This window comes from Pseudomonas sp. GW821-FHT05D12 (assembly GCF_059419825.1).
The window spans coordinates 108,413-128,744 of the sequence record NZ_JBWKSN010000005.1 but is presented as its reverse complement, the minus strand read 5'-3'; the positions used below and the strand labels follow the sequence as shown (position 1 = coordinate 128,744).

The window sequence follows — 20,332 nt, the reverse complement described above, 5'->3', positions numbered from 1 at the left end:
GTTATCCACAGAGGGGTTTTTGGCCAGGTTTCAAGCCCTGTTATCAACTGGGCACAGGGGCGGTTATTCACAGGGCTTAATCCACAGAAATTGCTGGATCCGAGTGAATAGCGCCCACGACGAAGCCACCAGAATCCTTCGACTGCGGCAAAAACAGAGCTATTGTGAGAAAACCACTGCACAGTTAATAATAGCGATTATCATTAACCTCGCTTGTCATGCCCTATGTCCCCTTCTTCACACACCGTTGCCGTCCAGCACATCTACGAGCAACACCACTCGTGGTTGCACGGATGGCTCAAAGGTAAATTGCATAACGCCTGCGATGCCGCTGATGTGGCGCACGATACGTTCGTGCGCATTCTGGGAGGGCGACATGCGGGACAGATCCTCGAACCGCGCGACTACTTGGCGACCATTGCCAGGGGGTTGGTGATTGATCGTTACCGCCGCCATGCCATCGAACAGGCTTATAAACAGACCCTGGCCGAACGTCCCGAAGCCATCGCCATCAGTGAAGAAGATAAGGCGATCATCATCGAGACCCTGGTAGCAGTGGATAAAGCGCTGGCTGGCCTGGGTGAACGGGCACGGCGGATCTTCATGCTCTCGCAGATCGACGGGCTGACTTATCAACAGATTGCCGACCAGTTGCAGGTCTCGTTGACCACTGTGAAGAAACACATGATCCGCGCCCTGACCGAATGCTCGCTGATCATGGCCAGTCTTTGATGGCTGCGCCCGATCGCAAGACCTTCGAGGCCGCCGCCAGTTGGTTTGTGCAATTTCAATCCCAGCCGCCGACCGCCGCCGAGCGTCATGCCTGGCAGCAATGGCTCAATGGTGATCCGTCCCACTTGGCGGCGTGGAATCAGATGGAGCAGTTGCAGCGCAGCCTCGGCGCCCTGCCCCAGGACCTCACGCGCCGCGCATTGTCGACCACGCAACAACGCCGCCAGGTGCTCAAGTGGATGCTGGTACTCGGTGGAACCGGCTACCTGGGCTGGAATGTCCAGCAACATACTTCCCTGGGCAATGTCTGGGCTAACTACCGCACACCGGTGGGCACGCGACGGCGCATCGAGCTGGCGGATGGCACGCGGATAGACCTGAATACCAACACCGCGATTGATGTGCTATTCGACGATCGCCAGCGTTTGATCCGCCTGCGCGAAGGTGAAGTGCTTATCCACACCGGCAAGTCCGGCGGGCAGACACCCTTTTATGTGGAGACGCGCCAGGGCCGGATCCAGGCATTGGGCACGCGGTTTACCGTGCGCCAATTGCCGGACGCCACGCGCGTTGGTGTGCTGGAAGATCGAGTCAGTGTGGCGCCGGGTGACCAACCCGATCATGTCCGACTGCTCGGAGCAGGTGAAAGCGTCGACTTCGACCGACAGCACGTGGGGCTCAACCAGCCTTATGGCCGCACCCAGGCAGCCTGGGTCGACGGACAACTGATCGTGCTGGATGCACGGCTTGGGGATGTGATCGACGACCTGGCCCGCTATCGGCCGGGCATGCTGCAGTGCGATTCGGCCTCGGCACGCCTGCGTGTTTCCGGGACGTTTCGCCTGGACGCCACCGACGCGGTATTGGCCAACCTGCAAGCAACCCTGCCGATCCAGGTGAAATACTTCACCCGTTATTGGGTATCGGTGAAACGCATCGGCTGAGGGAAAAAATTATCCACAAGGGGGTTATCTTTTTTTTACCTGGCGCGGCCCTACAGGTAATCACGACGCTACCTTCAGGGCTTATCCACCTATGCGCCTTCCTACCAAGATCCGCCAACGACTCTCCTACCACGGCATGAGCTGCGGTTTGCTGCTCACGTCTGCCGCCGCCACCAGCATGTTGCTTTGCACGGGCGCGATGGCTGCCAGCGCGGTGCAGCACTACACCATTGGGGCTGGCCCGCTGGACGGCGCCTTGAGCCAGTTTGCCGCCCGGGCCAATGTGATTCTGTCCTTTTCGCCCCAGCAAACCGCGCAATTGAACACCCCAGGGCTGGAGGGGGACTATTCGGTGGATCAGGGCTTCGCACTGCTCCTGCAAGACTCGCGACTGCAGGCTGTCGCCCAGGCCCCCGGCAGCTATGTCCTGCAGGCGGCTCCCGAAGGTCAACTGACCCTCGCCCCAACAACCGTGAGTACTTATCAACAGGCGGGTTTCAATCAGGACATCGCCGCGGATGTTGGCTACAAGGCGCAAAACAGCCGCATCGGTACCAAGACCAGCACGCCGCTGTCGGAAACACCGCGCTCGGTGTCGGTGGTCACCGGCCAGCGCATCAAGGACCAGAAATCCCAGAGCCTGACTGAAGTATTGGGCTATGTACCCGGCATTTTCGCTCCACCCTTTGCGGCTGGCGACAGCCTGGCGGGCGACCTGTTCTTCATTCGCGGTTTCAACGCCACGGATTATGGCTACGGCCTGCTACGTGATGGCTTACGCGTACAAGGCAATCGGTACGACACCACCAGCGAGCCTTATGGCCTGGAGCGGGTCGAGATTTTCCGTGGTCCGTCTTCCCTGCTCTACGGCGAAAACGCCCCAGGTGGCTTGGTCAACCTGGTCAGCAAACACCCGACTTCTACCCCGCAAGGCGAGGTGCAGTTGGGGTATGGCACGAACAACCGTCGCCAGGTGGGTGTGGATATCTCCGGTCCGCTCAATGACAACGAGAATATCCTTGGCCGCGTGGTGATGCTGGGTCGCAAGTCCGACACCCAGACCGATCACGTCCCGGATGATCGGCTCTATATCGCGCCCTCCCTGACCTTGAATTTCGACGACTACAACACCCTCACCCTGCTGGCCAACTATCAGAAAGACCACACCAACCTGGAACTCGGCCTGCCCGCTGCCGGCACGTTGCTTAAAAACCCCAACGGTAAGCTGTCCAAGCACACCATGCTCGGTGATCCGGACTGGAATACCTTCGAACGCGAAGCCTGGAGCACCGGCTACGAATTCAGCCACACCCTCAACGACGACTGGCAGTTCCGCCAGAACTCGCGCTATATGCAGTCACGCATCAACCGGCACGAAACCTGGCCAAGCGCGCTGAATAATCGTGGTTTCGGTACCCAACTGAACATGACCGCCTACGACCGCTACAACAAGTCGATGGTCTACTCCCTGGATAACCAGCTTGAAGGCAAATTCCAGCTGGGCGAACTGGAAAATACCCTGTTGTTCGGCGCCAGCTACGACCGCACCTCATTCAACCAGGACTGGGACGCTGGCTTCGCCGGCACCATCAATGTGTATAACCCGGTATACCTGCGCGACCCGCTCACGCCGGTTGCGGTGCAAAACACCTTGCTCGAACAGCAGATGAAAGGAGTTTATGCACAGATCCAGAGCAAATATGACCACTGGCTGTTTCTGCTGGGAGGCCGCCAGGACTGGGTCGACAGTGACTTCCGCGACAAAGTGAACAAGGCCAGCAATACCGACTCGCAGGATCGCAAGTTCACCTATCAGGGCGGGGTGATGTATCAGTTCGACAACGGCTTGACGCCGTATGTCAGCTACTCCACCGCGTTTGTACCGGTGCAGCAGATTTCCAATGCCGGCTCCCCCTTGAAGCCGATCACCAGCAGCCAGTACGAAGTGGGTGTGAAATACGAGCCGATCGGCTGGGACACCGCGATGACATTATCGGTGTATGACCTGCGCAAGCAGGACGACACCTACCTCGATGCCACCACCAACAGTTATCGCCAGGTTGGCGAGAGCCGAGCCAAGGGCGTGGAGGTGGAGGTCAACAGCAACATTACGCCCAACCTGAACCTCACTGCGGCCTACACCTACACGGACGCACGTATTACCAAGGACTCGGCCACGTCGCTGGTCGAAGGACACCAGATGAGCGGAGTTCCACGCAACCAGGCGTCGGTGTGGAGCAAGTACCGGTTCCTCGACGGCCAGTTGAAAGGCGTGTCCCTGGGCGGCGGTGTGCGTTATTTCGACAGCACCTTTTCCTACACGGGGCCATCGCTGTACGGAAAACTCGACGCGGGAAGTGTCACCTTGGTGGATGCGTCAGTGGGTTATCAGATAGACAAACACTGGTCTGTGGATCTGAACGCGAAGAACCTGTTCGACAAGGAATATGTGTCCGGCTGTAACGATGCGGGCCGCTGCTATTGGGGCGACAGCCGTACACTGCTTGGGACAGTTTCGTATAACTGGTGATGGATGAGGCCTGAAGCATCTGGACGTCTTCAGGCCACTGTCGCCGGCAGGGGTTGTGGATAACCTGGTTATTTGCCGATGCAGAAGCTGGAAAAGATCCGTCCCAACAAATCATCGGAGCTGAATGCACCGGTGATTTCCCCCAGCAGCTGCTGCGCCTGGCGTAAATCCTCAGCCAGCAGCTCCCCCGCCCCTGCCAGGGTCAGCTGCGCTCGACCATGCTCCAACGCCGCGCTGGCGTGGCGCAGTGCCTCCAGGTGCCTGCGGCGCGCACTGAAGCTGCTTTCCGACGTCTGCTCGAAGCCCATGCACGCCTTGAGATGCTCACGCAGCAATTCCAGCCCTTCACCTGCCGACTTGGCGCTCAGGCTGATGGTGACGTGGCCATCCTCGCTGGTTTCCAGGGCGATAGCTTCGCCCGTCAGGTCGGCCTTGTTGCGGATCAAGGTGACTTTGGCCGGGTCCGGCCGTTGCTCGAGGAATTCCGGCCACAGTGCAAAAGGATCCACAGCCTCCGGTGCCGTGGCATCCACCACCAGCAGCACGCGATCGGCTTCGCCGATTGCCTTGAGGGCGCGTTCGACGCCGATCTTTTCCACCTGGTCTTCAGTGTCGCGCAGGCCGGCGGTGTCGACCACGTGCAACGGCATGCCGTCGATGTGGATATGTTCGCGCAGGATGTCACGGGTGGTGCCGGCGATCTCGGTGACAATCGCGGCTTCGCGACCTGCCAGGGCGTTGAGCAGACTGGATTTGCCCGCATTCGGCCGGCCGGCAATCACTACGGTCATACCGTCACGCAACAACGCGCCCTGCCCGGCCTCACGCAGTACTGTGGATAACTCATCGCGGACTTTATCCAGCATTGCCAGGACATGGCCATCGGCAAGAAAGTCGATTTCCTCTTCCGGAAAATCGATCGCAGCCTCCACGTAAATGCGCAGGCTGATCAATTGCTCGGTCAAGTTATGCACACGCAGGGAAAAAGCCCCCTGCAACGAGCGCAACGCATTGCGTGCCGCCTGTGCAGAACTGGCTTCGATCAAGTCCGCAATGGCTTCAGCCTGGGCCAGGTCGAGCTTGTCGTTGAGGAAGGCGCGCTCGCTGAATTCGCCCGGGCGAGCCAGGCGGCAACCCAATTGCAGACAGCGCTGCAGCAACATATCCAGCACTACCGGGCCGCCGTGGCCCTGCAGTTCAAGGACGTCTTCGCCGGTGAATGAATTCGGGCCCGGAAAATAAAGCGCCAGGCCCTCGTCCAACACACTGTTGTCAGCGTCCAAGAACGGCCCGTAATGGGCATACCGCGGCTTCAACTCGCGACCGCTGATCGCCAGTGCTGCCCTGCCGGCAAGCGGCCCGGAAATACGAACGATACCGACACCGCCGCGACCTTGAGCGGTAGCGACAGCAGCGATGGTTTCACGAGGAGCGCTCATCAGCAGGTTCCAGAACAAAAGTGACAGAAAGCAAAACGCCCCACTAGGGGGCGTCTTGAGTGGTTATCCGCAGAGTAAATTACGCCGCAGCTTTATTGGTAGCCGCTTCGATTTTACGTGTGATGTACCACTGTTGAGAGATCGACAACACGTTGTTGACCACCCAGTACAGCACCAGACCAGCAGGGAACCACAGGAAGAAGAAGGTGAAGATGATTGGCATCATTTTCATTACCTTGGCCTGCATCGGATCCGGCGGAGTCGGGTTCAAACGCTGCTGGATAAACATGGTCGCGCCCATGATGATCGGCAGGATAAAGAACGGGTCTTTGATCGACAAGTCAGTTATCCACAGCATGAACGGCGCCTGGCGCATTTCCACGCTTTCCAGGAGTACCCAGTACAACGACAGGAACACCGGCATCTGCACCAGAATCGGCAAGCATCCACCCAGCGGGTTGATCTTCTCTTTCTTGTACAGCTCCATCATGGCCTGCGACATTTTCTGCCGGTCATCACCATGTTGCTCTTTCAGCGCGGCCAGTTTCGGCGCAACGGCACGCATACGCGCCATCGACTTGTAGCTGGCGGCCGACAGCGGGAAGAAAATCCCTTTGATCAGCATGGTCAGGAAGATGATCGAGAAGCCCCAGTTACCCACAATGCTGTGGATATGTTGCAGCAACCAGAAAATCGGCTGGGCAATGAACCAGAGGAAGCCGTAATCCACAGTCAACTCAAGACCTGGGGACAACTCTTTCAGCACGGCCTGGCTTTTCGGACCCGCGTACAGGGTAGCGCTGGTCTCGGCCTTGGCACCTGGAGCGACGGTCAACGCCGGGCCAGTGAAGCCAATGATGTAGTTACCCTGGCTGTCCTTGCGGGTTTGAACCAGGTTCGCGTCACCCTTGTTCGGGATCCAGGCGGTCACGAAGTAGTGTTGCAGCCAGGCAACCCAGCCACCTTGGACGGTTTCTTTCAGCGAACCCTTGTCGATGTCTTTCATCGACACTTTTTTGTACGGCTCGTTACTTGTCCACAGGGCAGCGCCCAGGTAAGTCGCGGTGCCAGTGGCGGTGCTGGAAGAAGGATCGGAACTGGCGTCACGCTTGAGCTGGGCAAACAGGTTGCCGCTCCATGGCTTGTCGCTTTCGTTGTCGATCAGGTAAGTGACCTTCAAGTCGTACAAACCACGGGTGAAGCTGAAACGCTTGATGTAATTGACGCCGTCGAGGCTGAATTTCAGGTCGACGTTCAACTGATTCTGGCCGTCAGCCAGTTGATAAGTCTTTTGCTCGGTCGAATAAACCGGACGACCGGTAGCACGTGCATCCGGACCGTTGGTGCCGGTCAGGCCACTTTGCGCCAGATAAGTCCGTTCACCACCGTTATCGAACAGTTGGAACGGGACATCCGGATGGTCTTGGCGACGTGGATACAGCGGCAGTTTCAACTGCGCGATATCACCACCTTGGGGGTCGATAGCCAGGTCGAGCACATCCGTTTTCACGTGGATGAGGTCTTTATTGGTGACCACTGGCGTTTCTAAAGGGGCGCTTGTCTCGCCATTCGCGCTGGGAACATCGGCACTCGCGGACGCATTGTTACCCAGCGGGGTGTCCGGAATAGCCGGCGCAGCCTGATTGGTAGCAACATTCTGAGTCGGCAGGGCAGCCTGGCCGTAGTCCTGGTTCCACTTAAGAACCATGACGTAGGACACGATTGCCAGGGCGACGATCAGGATCGTGCGTTTAATATCCATGATTACTCGGCCATCGAAGAAGAACGGGAGGTAGGGATAGGTGGAACCGGGTCATAACCACCGGGATTCCACGGATGACAGCGACCTAAACGACGAAAGGTCAGCCAGCCACCGCGCAGAAGACCATGATTTTCTATGGCCTCTAACGCGTAGCAGGAACAACTGGGGTAGAAACGACAGTGGCTGGCCATCAGAGGACTAATGGCATAGCGATAAAACTGGATCGGAACGAGGGCCAGTTTACGCATCAAGGCTGTCTACCCCTACAGTTTCGGTGCTGACTGCTGGTGCTGGCTTGTGGGTACGCGCCAAACGTTTCCAGAGCTTGCCGAAATGCTGAATCAATTCGGGGTTTTCTACATCACCCAAGCCTTTGCGCGCGACGATAACAATATCCCAACCAACCAGAGTGTCCTGGTGGAGGCGAAACGATTCGCGCATCAGACGCTTGAGGCGATTGCGCTCAACGGAGAGCTTTACGCTCTTCTTGCCGATCACCAACCCGAGACGGGGATGATCAAGATCGTTGTTACGCGCAAGGAGCAGGAGATTTTTCCCCGGAACCTTGCCGGTGGGGGAGTCAAAGACTGCCTTGAAGTGCCGGGGGGTTAGCAGACGCTTTTCCCGACTGAAGTCCTGACTCACCACCAGTACCGGATTATCAAACTGCCAGACGCGCACGACCTTTGGCGCGGCGACGCGACAGGACAGCACGGCCGTTCTTGGTAGCCATGCGAGCACGGAAGCCGTGGGTACGGGCGCGTTTGATGGTGCTTGGTTGGAAAGTACGTTTCATGGCGTTGTTACCTGGTTCGTCCACAACGGGCCGGAATGGCCCCCGTTTTAAGAGACCGGCGATTCTAGAGAAAGCAAGCCTCTAGGTCAATTTCCAACCAGCTTTTCCTTTAATTAGATCTTTACCGGCCATCCGCCGTTTTCCATGCGCTCGGCTTTCACGAGCCATGTCATAGATATAAAAATAAAGAAGGAAGTTATTTAAAGCTTTTCTGTAAAGCTTATAAAAGCTAGGCAGGCGATCCTCTGTGGATAAGTGCCCTGAGCCCATGAGCTGCCTGCTGTACAGAGAATGACAACTACGGGGGAAAACGGTGCTCTGCCTGTGCTGCACTGTCGGATAAGCTGTGTGTGGAATAGGTTGTTATCCACAGGCCAGTTACCCACAGACTTTCGACCCCACTTGTACAACGAGCTTAGGTGGGCTTATCCACAGAGCTTATGCACAGACCATTGGTCGCCTTTTTCTCACTTAACGCGTTGATTTTGGGCCTCCTGTGCGCAACCTACATGTGGATAAGTGGACGGCTGGCCGCTACAATGGCGGCTGTTTTTGCCTCACCGGCTTTCAACTTAGGGGATATCCGTGTCAGTGGAACTTTGGCAGCAGTGCGTGGAGCTTTTGCGCGAAGAGCTGCCTGCCCAGCAATTCAACACCTGGATCCGTCCGCTACAGGTCGAAGCCGAAGGCGACGAGTTGCGTGTCTATGCGCCTAACCGTTTTGTCCTCGACTGGGTCAACGAGAAGTACCTGAGCCGCGTTCTCGAATTGCTCGATGAACATGGCAATGGTCTCGCGCCGGTGCTCTCCTTATTAATAGGCAGCAAACGCAGTTCAGTCCCGCGTGCTGCGCCGAACGCGCCGTTGGCGGCTGCGGCATCGCAGGCTCAGGCGGCGACCTCACCGGTCAACAACACGCCAGCTCCTGCGCCGACACCTTCGAAATCCGCCGCGCAAAAAAATGCGCCCGAACACGAAGAACCGTCCCGCGACAGTTTTGACCCGATGGCGGGCGCCAGCTCCCAGCAGGCGCCGGTCCGCGCCGAACAGCGCACCGTGCAGGTCGAAGGCGCGCTCAAGCACACCAGCTACCTGAACCGCACCTTTACCTTCGAGAACTTCGTCGAAGGTAAATCCAACCAGCTGGCCCGCGCGGCCGCCTGGCAGGTCGCCGATAACCCCAAGCATGGCTACAACCCGCTGTTCCTTTATGGCGGCGTCGGTTTGGGTAAGACCCACTTGATGCACGCTGTGGGTAACCACCTATTAAAGAAGAACCCGAATGCCAAGGTCGTGTACCTGCACTCGGAGCGCTTCGTGGCTGACATGGTCAAGGCCTTGCAGCTCAATGCCATCAACGAGTTCAAACGGTTCTACCGTTCGGTTGATGCGTTGCTGATCGATGACATTCAATTCTTCGCGCGCAAAGAACGTTCCCAGGAAGAGTTTTTCCACACCTTCAACGCCCTGCTCGAAGGCGGCCAGCAGGTCATCCTGACCAGTGACCGTTATCCGAAGGAAATCGAAGGCCTGGAAGAACGCCTGAAATCACGTTTCGGCTGGGGCCTGACCGTGGCGGTCGAGCCGCCGGAGCTGGAAACCCGCGTTGCGATCCTGATGAAAAAGGCCGACCAGGCGAAGGTCGACCTGCCGCATGATGCTGCTTTCTTTATTGCCCAACGCATTCGTTCCAACGTGCGTGAGCTGGAAGGCGCGCTCAAGCGGGTCATTGCGCACTCGCACTTCATGGGCCGCGACATCACCATCGAGTTGATTCGCGAATCCTTGAAAGACTTGCTGGCCCTGCAAGACAAGCTGGTGAGTGTGGATAACATCCAGCGCACCGTGGCCGAGTACTACAAGATCAAGATCTCCGACCTGCTGTCCAAGCGCCGTTCGCGTTCGGTGGCACGTCCCCGTCAGGTGGCCATGGCCCTCTCCAAGGAGTTGACCAACCACAGCCTGCCGGAAATCGGTGATGTGTTTGGTGGTCGCGACCACACAACGGTCTTGCACGCATGCCGCAAGATCAATGAACTTAAGGAATCCGACGCGGATATTCGCGAGGACTACAAGAACCTGCTGCGTACACTGACAACTTGATGACACCAGTGCAGCTTATTAAGGCAAGGGACTAGACCATGCATTTCACCATTCAACGCGAAGCCCTGTTGAAACCCCTGCAACTGGTCGCAGGCGTCGTCGAGCGCCGACAGACCTTGCCGGTGCTCTCCAACGTATTGCTGGTTGTCGAAGGCCAGCAATTGTCCTTGACCGGTACCGACCTGGAAGTCGAGCTGGTGGGTCGTGTGCAGCTGGAAGAACCCGCCGAGCCTGGCGAGATCACCGTGCCGGCGCGCAAGCTGATGGACATCTGCAAAAGCCTGCCCAACGACGCGCTGATCGACATCAAGGTTGATGAGCAGAAGTTGGTGGTCAAGGCCGGTCGCAGCCGCTTTACCTTGTCCACCTTGCCAGCCAATGATTTCCCGACCGTGGAAGAAGGTCCTGGCTCGCTGACGTGCAGCCTGGAGCAGAGCAAACTGCGTCGTTTGATTGAACGCACCAGCTTCGCCATGGCGCAGCAGGACGTACGTTACTACCTTAACGGCATGCTGCTGGAAGTCTCCGAAGGCATCATCCGCGCCGTGGCCACTGACGGTCACCGCCTGGCCATGTGCTCGATGAAAGCCGACATCGGCCAGCCGGATCGCCACCAGGTCATCGTGCCGCGCAAAGGTATCCTCGAGCTGGCGCGTTTGCTCACCGAGCCGGATGGCAACGTCAGCATCGTCCTGGGTCAACACCACATCCGTGCGACCACCGGCGAGTTCACCTTCACCTCCAAGTTGGTTGACGGCAAATTCCCGGATTACGAGCGTGTACTGCCTAAGGGCGGCGACAAGTTGGTGATTGGTGATCGTCAGGCCCTGCGCGAAGCGTTCAGCCGTACCGCGATTCTGTCCAACGAAAAGTACCGTGGCATCCGGCTGCAACTGGCCAATGGTCAGCTGAAGATCCAGGCCAACAACCCGGAACAGGAAGAAGCGGAAGAAGAAGTGGGCGTCGACTACAACGGTGGCTCGCTGGAAATCGGCTTCAACGTGAGCTATCTGCTCGACGTGCTGGGTGTGATGACGACCGAACAGGTTCGCCTGATCCTGTCCGACTCCAACAGCAGTGCCCTGGTGCAGGAATCCGACAACGACGACTCGGCTTACGTTGTCATGCCGATGCGCCTGTAATCATGCTCAGCAGAAGCTAGATGTCCCTCAGTCGCGTCTCGGTCACCGCGGTGCGCAATCTGCACCCGGTGACCTTCTCCCCCTCCCCCCGCATCAATATTCTCCACGGCGCCAATGGCAGTGGCAAAACCAGCGTGCTGGAAGCCATTCACCTGTTGGGTCTCGCCCGTTCATTTCGCAGTGCGCGCCTGTTACCGGTGATTCAGTACGAGCAACTGGCGTGCACGGTATTTGGCCAAGTCGAACTGGCGGAAGGTGGGCACAGCAGCCTGGGGATATCGCGTGATCGCGGTGGGGAGTTCCAGATTCGCATCGACGGGCAAAATGCCCGCAGCGCTGCGCAGTTGGCGGAAATCCTGCCACTGCAACTGATCAACCCCGACAGCTTTCGGCTGTTGGAAGGTGCACCGAAAATCCGCAGGCAATTCCTCGATTGGGGAGTGTTCCACGTGGAACCGCGTTTCATGGCCACTTGGCAGCGCCTGCAGAAGGCCCTGCGGCAGCGGAACTCGTGGCTGCGGCATGGTACACTTGACGCCGCTTCGCAAGCGGCCTGGGACCGGGAACTGTGCCTGGCCAGCGACGAAATAGATGAATACCGCCGCGCCTATATCAAAGCCTTGAAACCAGTCTTTGAGCAGACCTTGAGCGAGTTGCTAGATCTCGAGGGGCTGACGCTGAGTTATTACCGTGGTTGGGACAAAGAGCGCGACCTCAGTGCCGTGCTCGCCACGTCTTTGCAGCGGGATCAGCAAATGGGTCATACCCAGGCCGGCCCTCAACGGGCTGATTTGCGTCTTAGATTGGGCGCGCACAATGCCGCGGACATCTTGTCCCGGGGTCAGCAGAAGTTGGTGGTGTGTGCGCTGCGGATTGCCCAAGGCCACTTGGTTAGCCAAGCCCGCCGCGGTCAGTGTATTTATCTGGTGGATGACTTGCCGTCCGAACTCGACGAGCAGCACCGCCGCGCGTTATGCCGCTTGTTGGAAGAATTACGCTGCCAGGTGTTTATCACCTGTGTAGACCACGAATTATTGAGGGAAGGCTGGCACACGGATACGCCAGTCGCTTTGTTCCACGTGGAACAAGGCCGTATCACCCAGACCCACGACCATCGGGAGTGAAGGCATGAGCGAAGAAAACACGTACGACTCGACCAGCATTAAAGTGCTGAAAGGTTTGGATGCCGTACGCAAACGTCCCGGTATGTACATTGGCGACACTGATGACGGTAGCGGTCTGCACCACATGGTGTTCGAGGTGGTCGACAACTCCATCGACGAAGCTTTGGCCGGTCACTGCGACGACATCAGCATCATCATCCATCCGGATGAGTCGATTACCGTGCGCGACAACGGTCGCGGTATTCCGGTAGACGTGCACAAAGAAGAAGGCGTTTCGGCGGCAGAGGTCATCATGACCGTGCTCCACGCCGGCGGTAAGTTCGACGACAACTCCTATAAAGTCTCCGGCGGTTTGCACGGTGTGGGCGTTTCCGTCGTGAACGCACTGTCCGAAGAGCTGATCCTGACCGTTCGCCGCAGTGGCAAGATCTGGGAACAGACCTATGTCCACGGTGTACCGAAAGAGCCGATGAAGATCGTTGGCGACAGCGAATCGACCGGTACTCAGATCCACTTCAAGCCATCGGCTGAAACCTTCAAGAACATCCACTTCAGCTGGGACATCCTGGCCAAGCGGATTCGTGAATTGTCCTTCCTCAACTCCGGTGTGGGTATCGTCCTCAAGGACGAGCGCAGCGGCAAGGAAGAGCTGTTCAAGTACGAAGGCGGCCTGCGTGCGTTTGTTGAATACCTGAACACCAACAAGACTGCGGTCAACCAGGTGTTCCATTTCAACATCCAGCGCGAAGACGGCATCGGCGTGGAAATCGCCCTGCAGTGGAACGACAGCTTCAACGAGAACCTGTTGTGCTTCACCAACAACATTCCTCAGCGCGACGGTGGTACTCACCTGGTGGGTTTCCGTTCCGCACTGACGCGTAACCTGAACACCTACATCGAAGCCGAAGGCTTGGCCAAGAAGCACAAAGTTGCCACTACCGGTGACGATGCGCGCGAAGGCCTGACCGCGATTATTTCGGTGAAAGTGCCGGATCCAAAGTTCAGCTCCCAGACCAAAGACAAGCTGGTGTCTTCCGAAGTGAAGACCGCCGTCGAACAGGAAATGGGCAAGTACTTCTCGGACTTCCTGTTGGAAAACCCGAACGAAGCCAAGCTGGTTGTCGGCAAGATGATCGACGCGGCTCGTGCCCGTGAAGCGGCGCGTAAAGCTCGCGAGATGACCCGCCGTAAAGGCGCACTGGATATCGCCGGCCTGCCAGGCAAACTGGCTGACTGCCAGGAGAAGGACCCTGCCCTCTCCGAGCTGTACCTGGTGGAAGGTGACTCTGCTGGCGGTTCCGCCAAGCAGGGTCGTAACCGTCGCACCCAGGCGATCCTGCCGTTGAAGGGCAAGATCCTCAACGTCGAGAAGGCGCGCTTCGACAAGATGATTTCCTCTCAGGAAGTCGGTACCTTGATCACAGCATTGGGCTGCGGTATCGGCCGTGACGAGTACAACATCGACAAGCTGCGCTACCACAACATCATCATCATGACCGATGCTGACGTCGACGGTTCGCACATCCGTACCCTGCTGCTGACGTTCTTCTTCCGTCAGCTGCCGGAGCTGATCGAGCGCGGCTACATCTACATCGCCCAGCCGCCGTTGTACAAAGTGAAAAAGGGCAAGCAAGAGCAATACATCAAAGACGACGACGCCATGGAAGAGTACATGACGCAGTCGGCCCTGGAAGATGCCAGCCTGCACTTGAACGACGAAGCCCCGGGCATTTCCGGTGAGGCGCTGGAGCGCCTGGTTAACGACTTCCGCATGGTGATGAAGACTCTGAAGCGTCTGTCGCGCCTGTATCCGCAGGAGCTGACCGAGCACTTCATCTACCTGCCATCCGTAAGCCTGGAGCAGTTGGGTGACCACGCTCACATGCAGGATTGGCTGGCCCAGTACGAAGTGCGCCTGCGCACCGTGGAGAAATCTGGCCTGGTGTATAAAGCCAGTCTGCGCGAAGACCGTGAACGTAATGTCTGGCTGCCAGAGGTCGAACTGATCTCCCACGGCCTGTCGAACTACGTCACCTTCAACCGCGACTTCTTCGGCAGCAATGACTACAAGACCGTGGTAACCCTGGGGGCGCAACTCAGCACCCTGCTGGACGACGGCGCTTATATCCAGCGTGGCGAACGCAAGAAGCAGGTCAAGGAATTCAAGGAAGCCCTCGACTGGCTGATGGCTGAAAGCACCAAGCGTCACACCATCCAGCGATACAAAGGTCTGGGCGAAATGAACCCGGATCAGCTGTGGGAAACCACCATGGACCCGGCTCAGCGTCGCATGCTGCGCGTGACCATCGAAGACGCCATTGGCGCAGACCAGATCTTCAACACCCTGATGGGTGATGCGGTCGAACCTCGCCGTGACTTCATCGAAAGCAACGCATTGGCGGTGTCCAACCTGGACTTCTGATCAGGCAAGACCGCTAAAAACAAAAAGGCCAACGCTCAGCGTTGGCCTTTTTTATTGGGCATTTTTTAAATGCTCCACGTGGAACATCGCCATTTCATTTGGGCGATGGCGCCGTTGCGACACTCTCCAATCGATACCCATACCCATAGATCGTCAACAGCTGCCAGCCCCGATCCGCCGTCAGCCCAAGCTTGTTACGCAGCCGGTAGATATGCGTATCCAGTGGGCGAGACGAGACCATTTCTTCATGAGTCCAGAAGCGCTCATAGAGGTACTCGCGAGACAGCGGTCGGGCCAGGTTGGCGAACAGGCAACTGGCCAGGCGGTATTCACGCTCGGTCAGGTTGATCGGTTTGCCGGCTCGGGTCACCGTCAGTTCAGCATCGTCAAAGGTCAGGTCGTTGAAGCTTTGCACCTCTTGGGACGCCGACTTCTGCAGGCCGTGGCGGCGCAACACTGCAGAGACACGGGCTTTCAGTTCGTTGGGACGAAAGGGTTTGCTGACGTAGTCGTCGGCGCCGCTATTGAGCGCCGTGACGATATCGCTCTCGGCATCGCGGCTGGTGAGCATGATGACGGCGGGCGGCGATTCCATGTGTTCGCGGGTCCAGCGCAGCAAGGCAATGCCAGTGATATCGGGCAGTTGCCAGTCGAGTATCAGCAGGTCAAAGGTTTCCCGGCGCAGTTGGCGTAGCAGGTCTTCACCACGCTCGAAGCAATGCAGGGACCAAGGCTGCTCCGCGGTGCCGGGGATCTGTCGCAGTGTCTGTTCCACCCGCCGCAACTCGGCAGGTTCGTCATCCAGTATTGCGACACGCATGTCGAGGGTCCTTTGTACTTAATATAGGGCAGCCGACGGCCAATGAATAACGGCACATACTGCGCAGTTGCCGGCCATTGAATCTGAATAATTGTGGTCAGATTCGACGACCCCTTGGATCTCTCGGTACGCTGATATCAAAGGGCCGTAACCCCCTGAAAGTCCTGGGTACCTCTGTGGGAAAGATACCGGCTCCCGAGGGTAAGTAAAAGGATCAGCCGACACATACGCTGCCGTAAATGCCCGCGTGCCGATGTCAGACGTCCTCTGGAACCTGGACATTGATGAGAACCATGACGCTTTCCCCCCATTCAATGCTTCGCGCCCTTCCCTCACTGTTGATCCTGGCGGTAGGGGTTGCGGGTGCATCGGCCAAAGCGCGGCCGGCCTATATCGATGACCATACCCTGTGCCGTGCGCAGCCGTTGCCGGCTGTTGTCCAGCACCTGACCGGGCAAGCCTGGAAGCTCGATGTACGCGGCAAGGTGACGCCTTTGGAGGAGGGCATGACCATTGATGAGCAAGAGGGGGTGAGAACATCCGCTGCGGCATTTGTCAGCCTGTTGCTCGGCGACGGTTCTCGGGTGGTGCTGCCGTCCAGTTCCCAGGTGCGCCTGCACCTCGACGAGAAGCAGTTGATCCCCCAAGTGATGCTCGAACAAGGCCAGGCCGAAGCGTATGTGATCAAGCGGGCCACCGATTATGATCGCTTCCAGATCGTCACGCCGGTGGGCGTGCTGGGGGTACGTGGCACACATTTTCGAGTGCGCGACGATGGTGAGCAATCGGTGCTCGAAGTACTCGACGGCCAGGTCGCGGTCAACCGTGACAGCAAGGCTGGCCCGTCTGACAGCGAAGTAAAGGTCGGCGCGCGACAAGGGCTGCTGTTCAAGAAACAAGGCGAGCTTGAGCCGTTAGCGTTGCTGCCCGCGCCGAAACTCATTGGCCAGGATGGGCAGAAAGGCGACGCGCCCGTCTGGCGTCTATACCTGCGGCCATTGGCGGGCGCGCAACGTTATCGCGCCCAGGTGGCGACTGATAAAGCCTTCATGAACATCAAGCAGGAAAACTTCTCCAGTGAGCCGAAAATGAGCTTCACTGGGCTCAAGGCGTCGTTTTATCACGTGCGTTTGTCGGCGTATGACGCCCACGGACTGGAAGGAGAACCCGGGGTCTATGACATTTTCTACTACCCTCCCGCCGCACAGGCGCAGGCTACCGGTGGCTGACCGATGATGCTCTGGGGCAAGCCCGAGAAACGCCAGCCCACCCACGCCCAGCGCTTGTTCCATGGCCTGGTCCGCGAGTGGCTGTGGATCGGTTTACTGCTGCTGCCGATCACGGCCTATCTGTCACTGAGCCCCGGCCTTGCCTTGAACAACCCGTTATATGACAGCCTGCGTCGGCTGACCCCACTGCCGGTGGACCCGCGTATTTTGCTGGTGACGATTGACGATCAAAGCCTGAAAAAGCTCGGTCAATGGCCTTGGCCGCGCAGTTTGCACGCCGACCTCATCGACCGCCTGAATGCCGCACAACCCGCTGGCATCCTGTTTGATGTGATCTTCAGCGAGCCCGGCAACCCCGTTAATGACAAACGCCTGGCCGATGCCGTGTGCAACGCCGGTAACGTGTTGTTGCCACTGTTGCGCGATAGCACCGCCAGCTACAGCCGGCCAGGCGAGCAAATGTCGGCGCTGCTGAAATGTGCCAGGGGTGTCGGCCATATCAACGTGGAAGCCGACAACGACGGCGTGGTGCGCAGCTTGTATATGCGCGAGGGCCCACCGGATGCTGCCGTTGCGCAGTTGGCATGGCTGGCCTATGAGATGAGCGGTGAGAAGTCGCCGATGCCGGGAGAGGCACGTGAGCCGGTCGATCAACACTGGCACCGGGAGCATGCCATTCGCATCCCGTTCATCGCGCCCCACACGCATTTCCCTAGTGTGTCCTACGTCAGTGTATTAAACGGTGAGGTGCCTCCCGAGCAACTGCGCGACCGTCTGATTCTCGTGGGCGCCACGGCCTCCGGAATGGGCGATCGATTCGTCACGCCCCTCTCCTCCACCGTTGGCACCACGGCCGGCGTAGAGATCCAGGCCAATGTGCTCAATGGCTTGCTGCAAGGGCGAAGCATCGTTGACGTGCCCGCATGGCTGGCGGCAACCCTGGCGACGTCGCTGGTCGCATTGTTGCTGGGATTGTTGCTGTACCGCCCGCGCTATGCGCTATGGATGACCCTGAGCTGCATGGCCACGGCGTTGTTCGGTGCCTGGGCGCTGCTGCGCCTGGGCCACTGGTGGTCGCCGGCGGCCTGCTTGATTGGTTTGTTACTGAGCTACCTGATCTGGAACTGGCGGCGCCTGAGCGCGATCCTCGCCTATTTTGGCTGGGAGCTGGCGCGGCTGGATAACGAGCCCAAAGTGCTCCCCGAGCGCCGGCGCGCGCCCGCCAGCCACGGCGATGTTTTGCAGGGGCGTATCTTCGCGCTGGAGCAAGCCGTGAGCCGCACGCGAGATACGCGGCGCTTTATGGCCGATGGCCTGGAGTGCTTACCGGTAGCCACCCTGATTACCGACCCCGGCGGCAATATTTTGCTGGCAAATCGCATTGCCCGTGAGGTGTTCGGCAATGACCTGGTCAACGAAAACCTCATCGAACAACTCGCCGACCTCGGTTATCCACCGCTGCACAATGGTGTGCGCCCTGCCCTGTCCGCACTCGAACTCGTCGAGTTCCGAGATATCCGCCAGCGCAGCCTGCGCATGGAGCTGGCCCCCTTGCTGCCGGCAGAAGGTGATGTCGCACTCGGTTGGCTGTTGAGCCTGACGGACCTGAGCAAGGAGCGTGATGCCCAGCAGCATCGCGAGACCATGCTGCGCTTCCTGTCCCATGACCTGCGCGCGCCGCACTCGGCGATCCTCGCGTTGCTGGATGTGCACAACGGCGAGTCACCGGTATTCGCCCAGATCGAACAGCAGGTACGACGCGCCTTGAGCCTTACCGAGTCGTTCGTACAGCTGGCAAAAGCCGAGGCTGATGGCTATCAATTCCAGCCGACCCTGTTCGCGATGCTGGTGATGGATGCCTTCGACCAAGTCGCGTTGATCGCCCAGCTCAAGGGCATTCACTTGGTGCACGACCTGGATGAAGCCGATGAGGGCATGGTGTGGGCCGATCAATCGTTGCTCACGCGCGCGTTGTTCAACGTGCTGGAGAACGCGATCAAATACTCCCCGTCGGGTACCACCGTCCGGCTGAGTCACGCCACTGTGCAAGGTTGGTTGGAATGCCGCATCAGCGACCAGGGGCCGGGGATCGCTGCGCAAGATTTACCGGAGCTGTTCAGCCAGTACCGACGCTTCGATTCCGCGCAGGGCAGTGAAGGCCTGGGGCTGGGCCTGACCATGGTCAAAGCCGTTCTCGAGCGTCATGGAGGGCGGATCAGTTGCGAAAGCGTGGTCGGTATAGGCACCACGTTCAGCCTGCAGTTGCCGCTGTGGGACGAGTGAGAAAACCCACTTTCCTGCTGTGCATAAAAAACCGGTCCCAAGGACCGGTTTTTTTCTGCGAGAAAAACTTATGCACCTTTTCCGCTATTTTATGAGCTTGGGAAATATGTAAGTAAATCAGCTTCTTATAAGTCAAAAAGACTAATTCGCCAACAAACCGTACACAGGTTATCCACAGATGCTCATACCACCGGTGTGTCGACCACAACCGGCTCTGGCGGCAGCGAACCCATGGCCCGCTGCTGCGCTTCATTCCAGGCCGCAGCACGGTCATTCAGCGCGGCAATGGCGCGCGGGCCTTCACCTTCTGCATACATCGGTTCGCCAATCACTACGGTGATGGTGCCCTCACGCTTGGCCCAGCCGGTCTTTGGCCAGTACTTGCCGGCGTTATGCGCAATCGGCAAGACCGGCAGGTGGGCGTTGACTGCCAACGCGGTACCACCGCGTGAGAACTTGCCTACGGTGCCGTAGGGCACGCGGGTACCCTCGGGGAAGATCAACACCCACACGCCGTCCTTGAGCAGCTCGTCGCCCTTCTTGGCCACGTGCTTGAGCGCCGCCTTGGGGTTGTCACGGTCAATCGCGATGGGACGCAACATGGCCATGGCCCAGCCGAAGAACGGCACGTACAGCAGCTCACGCTTGAGCACCTGGCTCAGGGGCGAGAAGTACGCCGAGAGAAAGAACGTCTCCCAGGTGCTCTGGTGGTTCGACAGAATCACGCACGGCTGGTCCGGCACGTTTTCGGCGCCCTTCACCTCGAAACGGATATTGAGGAACACCTTGGTCAGCCACAACGCGCAGCGACACCAATAGACGTTGATAAAACGATAGCGCGCCTTAAACGGCAGGAAAGGCGCGATAAAAAAGCTCAGGGTGCACCAGAGGAAAGAACTGGTGCCCAACAGCAGGTAAAAGAAAAAGGTTCTGATGGCCTGCAAAATCGACATGGCGGCATTTACCGTTGCGGGACAACGCCCGCCTGTTAAAAGCGCACTCCCGA

Annotated in this window: 16 protein-coding genes; 9 read left to right on the top strand and 7 right to left on the bottom strand. The window is 58.3% G+C overall.

Annotated elements, in window-relative coordinates:
* The first annotated feature begins 225 nt into the window (after window positions 1–225).
* From AC07SI_RS10915 to AC07SI_RS10905, 3 genes are all read left to right on the top strand, one after another.
* Window positions 226–732, top strand: coding sequence for a sigma-70 family RNA polymerase sigma factor (locus AC07SI_RS10915; RefSeq protein WP_495005718.1), 507 nt, complete (start codon window positions 226–228; stop codon window positions 730–732).
* Window positions 732–1,676 (top strand): FecR domain-containing protein, encoded by a 945-nt coding sequence (locus tag AC07SI_RS10910; protein WP_495005717.1) that lies wholly within the window; start codon window positions 732–734, stop codon window positions 1,674–1,676. The genes AC07SI_RS10915 and AC07SI_RS10910 overlap by 1 nt, the downstream gene beginning before the upstream one ends.
* Window positions 1,677–1,767: 91 nt before the next feature.
* Window positions 1,768–4,206 (top strand): TonB-dependent siderophore receptor, encoded by a 2,439-nt coding sequence (locus AC07SI_RS10905; protein WP_495005716.1) that lies wholly within the window; start codon window positions 1,768–1,770, stop codon window positions 4,204–4,206.
* A gap of 68 nt (window positions 4,207–4,274) precedes the next feature.
* Here AC07SI_RS10905 and mnmE read toward each other — a convergent pair whose 3' ends face one another.
* From mnmE to rpmH, 5 genes are all read right to left on the bottom strand, one after another.
* On the bottom strand, window positions 4,275–5,645 hold the full coding sequence (gene mnmE, locus AC07SI_RS10900; RefSeq protein WP_065902688.1) for a tRNA uridine-5-carboxymethylaminomethyl(34) synthesis GTPase MnmE: 1,371 nt from the start codon (window positions 5,643–5,645) through the stop codon (window positions 4,275–4,277).
* A 79-nt stretch (window positions 5,646–5,724) separates the two neighbouring features.
* The gene (yidC, locus tag AC07SI_RS10895) at window positions 5,725–7,407 is read right to left on the bottom strand and encodes a membrane protein insertase YidC (protein WP_495005715.1); all 1,683 of its coding nucleotides are present in this window, start codon (window positions 7,405–7,407) and stop codon (window positions 5,725–5,727) included.
* A 2-nt stretch (window positions 7,408–7,409) separates the two neighbouring features.
* Window positions 7,410–7,655 carry a membrane protein insertion efficiency factor YidD gene (gene yidD / locus AC07SI_RS10890; protein ID WP_010207715.1) on the bottom strand — a complete coding sequence of 82 codons (246 nt, stop codon included), beginning with the start codon at window positions 7,653–7,655 and terminating at the stop codon, window positions 7,410–7,412.
* Window positions 7,648–8,055: a ribonuclease P protein component gene (gene rnpA / locus AC07SI_RS10885; protein ID WP_020302575.1), complete on the bottom strand. Its 408-nt coding sequence runs from the start codon at window positions 8,053–8,055 to the stop codon at window positions 7,648–7,650. Before rnpA ends, yidD begins: the two co-directional genes overlap by 8 nt.
* Window positions 8,056–8,068: 13 nt before the next feature.
* On the bottom strand, window positions 8,069–8,203 hold the full coding sequence (rpmH, locus tag AC07SI_RS10880; RefSeq protein WP_003213577.1) for a 50S ribosomal protein L34: 135 nt from the start codon (window positions 8,201–8,203) through the stop codon (window positions 8,069–8,071).
* A 585-nt stretch (window positions 8,204–8,788) separates the two neighbouring features.
* On the opposite strand from rpmH, the gene dnaA reads away from it, so the two are divergent.
* From dnaA to gyrB, 4 genes are read left to right on the top strand one after another with little or no spacing between them, the layout of a single operon-like run.
* Window positions 8,789–10,306, top strand: a complete 1,518-nt coding sequence (gene dnaA, locus AC07SI_RS10875; RefSeq protein WP_106805571.1) for a chromosomal replication initiator protein DnaA — start codon at window positions 8,789–8,791, stop codon at window positions 10,304–10,306.
* Between the two features lie 38 nt (window positions 10,307–10,344).
* Window positions 10,345–11,448 (top strand): DNA polymerase III subunit beta, encoded by a 1,104-nt coding sequence (gene dnaN / locus AC07SI_RS10870; protein ID WP_053258802.1) that lies wholly within the window; start codon window positions 10,345–10,347, stop codon window positions 11,446–11,448.
* Between the two features lie 20 nt (window positions 11,449–11,468).
* The gene (gene recF / locus AC07SI_RS10865; protein WP_065902696.1) at window positions 11,469–12,572 is read left to right on the top strand and encodes a DNA replication/repair protein RecF; all 1,104 of its coding nucleotides are present in this window, start codon (window positions 11,469–11,471) and stop codon (window positions 12,570–12,572) included.
* Window positions 12,573–12,576: 4 nt separating this feature from the next.
* Complete coding sequence (gene gyrB / locus AC07SI_RS10860; RefSeq protein ID WP_065902697.1) at window positions 12,577–14,994, top strand: DNA topoisomerase (ATP-hydrolyzing) subunit B; 2,418 nt, start codon at window positions 12,577–12,579, stop codon at window positions 14,992–14,994.
* Window positions 14,995–15,088: 94 nt separating this feature from the next.
* On the opposite strand, the gene AC07SI_RS10855 is transcribed toward gyrB, so the two are convergent.
* Window positions 15,089–15,814, bottom strand: coding sequence for a response regulator transcription factor (locus AC07SI_RS10855; protein ID WP_495005714.1), 726 nt, complete (start codon window positions 15,812–15,814; stop codon window positions 15,089–15,091).
* A gap of 314 nt (window positions 15,815–16,128) precedes the next feature.
* Here AC07SI_RS10855 and AC07SI_RS10850 point away from each other — a divergent pair, with 314 nt between their 5' ends.
* Together AC07SI_RS10850 and AC07SI_RS10845 are read left to right on the top strand one after the other, a co-directional pair.
* On the top strand, window positions 16,129–17,043 hold the full coding sequence (locus tag AC07SI_RS10850) for a FecR family protein (RefSeq protein WP_495005803.1): 915 nt from the start codon (window positions 16,129–16,131) through the stop codon (window positions 17,041–17,043).
* Between the two features lie 3 nt (window positions 17,044–17,046).
* Window positions 17,047–19,326 (top strand): CHASE2 domain-containing protein, encoded by a 2,280-nt coding sequence (locus tag AC07SI_RS10845; protein WP_495005713.1) that lies wholly within the window; start codon window positions 17,047–17,049, stop codon window positions 19,324–19,326.
* 182 nt (window positions 19,327–19,508) lie between these two features.
* On the opposite strand, the gene AC07SI_RS10840 is transcribed toward AC07SI_RS10845, so the two are convergent.
* Window positions 19,509–20,279: a lysophospholipid acyltransferase family protein gene (locus AC07SI_RS10840; protein WP_065902705.1), complete on the bottom strand. Its 771-nt coding sequence runs from the start codon at window positions 20,277–20,279 to the stop codon at window positions 19,509–19,511.
* Window positions 20,280–20,332 lie beyond the last annotated feature (53 nt).

Excerpts from the sequence above, each read along its gene's own strand:
- AC07SI_RS10915 (WP_495005718.1), top strand. The coding sequence starts at position 226 with ATGTCCCCTTCTTCACACACCGTTGCCGTCCAGCACATCTACGAGCAA.
- AC07SI_RS10910 (WP_495005717.1), top strand. The coding sequence starts at position 732 with ATGGCTGCGCCCGATCGCAAGACCTTCGAGGCCGCCGCCAGTTGGTTT.
- AC07SI_RS10905 (WP_495005716.1), top strand. The coding sequence starts at position 1,768 with ATGCGCCTTCCTACCAAGATCCGCCAACGACTCTCCTACCACGGCATG.
- mnmE (WP_065902688.1), bottom strand. The coding sequence starts at position 5,645 with ATGAGCGCTCCTCGTGAAACCATCGCTGCTGTCGCTACCGCTCAAGGT.
- yidC (WP_495005715.1), bottom strand. The coding sequence starts at position 7,407 with ATGGATATTAAACGCACGATCCTGATCGTCGCCCTGGCAATCGTGTCC.
- yidD (WP_010207715.1), bottom strand. The coding sequence starts at position 7,655 with ATGCGTAAACTGGCCCTCGTTCCGATCCAGTTTTATCGCTATGCCATT.
- rpmH (WP_003213577.1), bottom strand. The coding sequence starts at position 8,203 with ATGAAACGTACTTTCCAACCAAGCACCATCAAACGCGCCCGTACCCAC.
- dnaN (WP_053258802.1), top strand. The coding sequence starts at position 10,345 with ATGCATTTCACCATTCAACGCGAAGCCCTGTTGAAACCCCTGCAACTG.
- recF (WP_065902696.1), top strand. The coding sequence starts at position 11,469 with ATGTCCCTCAGTCGCGTCTCGGTCACCGCGGTGCGCAATCTGCACCCG.
- gyrB (WP_065902697.1), top strand. The coding sequence starts at position 12,577 with ATGAGCGAAGAAAACACGTACGACTCGACCAGCATTAAAGTGCTGAAA.
- AC07SI_RS10855 (WP_495005714.1), bottom strand. The coding sequence starts at position 15,814 with ATGCGTGTCGCAATACTGGATGACGAACCTGCCGAGTTGCGGCGGGTG.
- AC07SI_RS10850 (WP_495005803.1), top strand. The coding sequence starts at position 16,129 with ATGCTTCGCGCCCTTCCCTCACTGTTGATCCTGGCGGTAGGGGTTGCG.
- AC07SI_RS10845 (WP_495005713.1), top strand. The coding sequence starts at position 17,047 with ATGATGCTCTGGGGCAAGCCCGAGAAACGCCAGCCCACCCACGCCCAG.
- AC07SI_RS10840 (WP_065902705.1), bottom strand. The coding sequence starts at position 20,279 with ATGTCGATTTTGCAGGCCATCAGAACCTTTTTCTTTTACCTGCTGTTG.